The 3,838-nt window shown below is 67.7% G+C and carries 1 protein-coding gene and 3 pseudogenes; all 4 read right to left on the bottom strand.

What is annotated here, in order from left to right; translation table 11 throughout:
• A pseudogene (locus ACRDUX_RS20870) lies at positions 1-741 on the bottom strand (glycerol-3-phosphate 1-O-acyltransferase); the annotation flags it as partial.
• Positions 738-881 (bottom strand): annotated as a pseudogene (locus tag ACRDUX_RS20865) (hypothetical protein); the annotation flags it as partial. The pseudogenes ACRDUX_RS20870 and ACRDUX_RS20865, both read right to left, overlap by 4 nt.
• Before the next feature lie 273 nt (positions 882-1,154).
• Positions 1,155-2,240, bottom strand: a pseudogene (locus tag ACRDUX_RS20860) (HAD-IB family hydrolase); the annotation flags it as partial.
• 155 nt (positions 2,241-2,395) lie between these two features.
• The coding region (locus ACRDUX_RS20855; protein ID WP_526416061.1) for a wax ester/triacylglycerol synthase family O-acyltransferase at positions 2,396-3,838 on the bottom strand (1,443 nt) is incomplete at its 5' end.

Genomic DNA, 3,838 nt, shown 5'->3' with positions numbered 1-3,838 from the left:
GTCATAGTCGATGTTCGGGTCGAAACCCCTGCTGAAGATCGCTCGCCCCAACGTGGGGATCAGGTCGACGGAGAACCGGCTCCAGCCCGTCGCAAGCTCGTCGAGCATGTCTCCGGCCGAATCCAGTGTCGCACCGGGAATCTGCTCGAGCCCTTCGCGAAAACGCGCCGACGCCAGCATCTCCGGCTTGATCAATCGCGGCGACTTGTACTCGGGGCCGAGCAGCCGCAGTTCGACGCGTTCGATCGCGAGTGCCGCCCTCCGCATGACGAACCGCGCGAAGTCGCGAGGGTTCTCGGCGACCGTGGTGTCGCTCCAGCTCTGCCGCAGCTCGGACACCTTCGCGGGCTCGCCGGCCACCACGCGCGCGCGGGCGGGGTCCTTGCGCAAGATGCCGCGCTGCAACAACTTCGGCGGCCGGTAGGTGTCGCGACCACCGAGGAAGGCCACCACCTTGGAGCGGGTGGGCAGGCCGGCGGGAATCCAGAAGACGCGGGCCGGAACGACGGACCGGTCCTCGTCGACCTCGAGCAATTCGACGAGACGCGCGACGACGGGTGGTGGCGGGTCCTCGTCGCCCGGGAGTTGCAGGACCTCGATGCGGGCGTCGGGGTGCGCCAGGCGCTGCGCGGCGAGCCAGTCGTCGAGCAACTGGACTTCGGCGGGCGAGTCCACCGAAGCCAGCACCAACGCGTCGTGAGTGGGAGTGAAACTGTGGAGGGCGTCGGCGCTGACCTTCACGGTCGCCCCTTCTTGGCCGGATTGGCCTCGGCGGCAGCGCTCTTCGCGGGCGCCTTCTTCGCGGGCGCCTTCTTGGCAGCAGCCTTCTTCGCCGGAACCTTCTTCGCGGGAGCCTTCTTGGCTTGGGCTTTCTTGGCAGGCTTCGCGTCATGGTCGTACGGCGGCGCGCTGGGCAATGCGCCCTGCGGCCAGTGCCTGAGCGTATCGAGGTAGAGCTGGCGGACCTCCGCGATGCGTTCGTTCAGGTTCTCGGTGGTCCAGTCGTCGACGGAGATCGGCGGGAACACCGCGACGTCGACGGTGCCGGGATTGAACGTGCTCGAGTTGCGTTCGGCGATCACCTCGGCGTTGCGAATGACGATCGGCACGATCGGGACGCCCGTCGCCATGGCGATCCGGAAGGGCCCCTTCTTGAATTCCCCCACCTCGGTGGTGTCCAGGCGGGTGCCCTCCGGCGCGATGAGGATCGAAATCCCCTTGCGGGCCAGCTCTTCCATCTTGCGTAGGCTCTCGACCGCCGCCTTGGGGTCGTCGCGGTCGATGAAGGCCGCGTCCAGCACCTTTCCAATGGTCCCCATCAGGGGGTCCTTCTCGAGCTCCTTCTTGCCGACCGAGGTGAAGTTGTCGCTGACGAGCCTGCCCGCAATGAAGGGGTCGGCCTGGTTGCGGTGGTTGAACAGGAAGACCGCCGGGCGTTTGGCCGTGAGGTTCTCTTCACCGTTGACGTTCAGGTCGATGCCGATCGACGTCATCAGAAGACGGCTCCACGTCGAGGTGAAGAAGTTGACGCCGGTGCGGCGGTTGCGCGTCAGGAGGCCGAGCCCGATGGCACCCGCTGCCGCGGGCAGCAGCGAGGCGATGCCCGCCGCGGTGCGCAGCTGTGCGACGGGACTGCTTCCGCTGCGGCTGGTGAACTTGAGGATCGGCCAACCACGCTTGACCGCAACGGCTTCGAGCTTGCCTGCGGGGTTGGTGGGCCGCGGATTGCCGACGAGGTACATCAGCGCGACATCCTCGTCGCCGTCGGCGTAGAAGTAACTCTTGCCCAGATCGACGCCGTTCTTCGCCGAGAAGGTCTGCACCGCGCGCGCCTTGCCGGGTCCCCAGATGATCGGGGTCTTCACCTCGCCGGTGATCAGCCCGTCGTCGTCGGTCTCGAACTCGTTGCTCAGGACGTTGTCGATGCCGAGGAACCTGGCGACGGGTTCGACCTGAACGGTGAGTGCGGACGAGCTCAGGACGACCGTGTGGCCGCGTGCCTGATGGGCGCGCACCAGCGCCCGCATCTCGGGGTAGATGCGGCTCTGCACGTGCTGGACGAACAGTCGTTCCCCGAGCTCGTCGAGGTCGCTCATCGAGTTGCCGTGCAACATCCGCGCGCCCTTGCCGATCAGGTCCTCGAACTCCGAGCGGCCGAGTTGGTGGTTGAGCCCCGCCTGGACCATGCCGATGAACTCGCCGACGCTCATCTGGCCGCGCCGCAACCGGTCCTGCGTCATGAGCACGCCGGTGAAGCCGGCGACCAGGGTGCCGTCGAGGTCGAAGAACGCCCCGACCTCGGGTCCTGAATGGCTGGCCTCGATCTCGGCGACCGACCCGGGCAGCCGCAGGATGACGTTGTCGCCGCGGCGGGTGGTCTGTCCGTTCTGCGAAATCATTGCGGGGCACTCCCATTGGCCGAAGTGGGCGAAGCGATGGGTTCGGGCGTGAACGAGGCCGGGACTGACCGTCCGTCGCCACCTAGCGCGAGCACCTCGTCGAAGCCGGCCGTTAGGCACCGCGCCCACAGCGCCTGATCGGCAATGGCCGCGCGGTCGTAGCGGGTGGTGACGGTGAAGTATCCGGCGCGCGACACCAGGACCACCATCATGGCGACGCCGGGCAGCGGTCCAATTCCGTAATGCCGCAATATTTTCGCACCCGCGATGAAGGTGTCTCCCGGGTAGAGGGGGACGTTGCTGGCCTGGACGTCGGAGTTGACCACCGACCCCGCCACCGACTCGAGAAGCGAATCGGGAAGGAGGCTGATCAACGGCGCCATCGCGCCGACCATGTCGATCGCGCGCTCCTCGCGTTTGCGCATCATCTGGGCGCGCACCTTCAAGATGCGCTTCGTCGGGTCGACGACTCCGACCGGTGCCGCGAGGTTGACGCCGGCGAAGCGGTTGCCGCCCGCGGGATCGTCGTCCGAACGCAGGTTGACCGGTACCGCCATCGGCAACGTCGCGATGGGGAGACCCTTGGCTTCGTGGTAGAGCCGCAGCGCCCCGCACAGCCCGGCGAGGTAGGCGTCGTTGATCGATCCGCCAGCCGCCTTCGACGCCTTGTGCAGGTCGCTGAACTTGATGTCGATGGCCTCGGTGCGCGACGACAGGCTGCGCCTGCGCAGCAACGGTGACGGCTCGGCCACCGGGCCCATCACCCGCGCACTGGACCTGGCGTAGTTGACGACGCCACCGACTGCCGAGACCGGATCGCGGACCGCCTTGCCGAGTGCGTACGCGGCGCCCCCGATCGCGCCGCGGATGCCGCCCGCGATCGCGCCCGGCAGCCTGTTGATGCCCTCGCGCATCAGGTCGTTCGGCGAGAGGTCCTCGGGGATCGGCAGCGGCGCCACCTTGACGGGCGGCGGGTCACGTTCGAGGTCGTAGATGTTGGCGAACATTTCGATGGCACCGACTCCGTCGGTGACCGCGTGGCTGTGATGCAGCATCGTCGCGGCCTTGCCGTCGGCGAGACCTTCGACGAGCGTCGCCGTCCACAGCGGTCGCGAGATGTCCATCGGCGACTGCTGGGCGATCTCGGCGAGGTCCATCACCTCGCGCAGCGTGCCTGGCGCGGGCACACGGACCCGCCGCACGTGAAAGTCGAGGTTGAAGTCGGGATCGATCACCCACCGGGGCGCGGCGGTCGGCAGGGTCGGCATGACGACCTTCTGCCGGAGGCGGAGCACCTTGCGGGAGGCGTTCTCGAAGCGCGTGCGGAACCGCTCCCAGTCGGGTGTCGCATCGAGCAACTCGACGCCCATGATCCCCGAGCGGGTACGCGGGTTGGCCTCGCCGCGGTGCAACAACTGGTCGACCGCACTCAGTTCCTC

The organism is Mycobacterium sp., assembly GCF_050701675.1.
Taxonomy (GTDB): Bacteria; Actinomycetota; Actinomycetes; order Mycobacteriales; family Mycobacteriaceae; genus Mycobacterium.
Note: the sequence above shows the minus strand (reverse complement) of the source record. Positions and strands in the feature narration are given on the sequence as shown.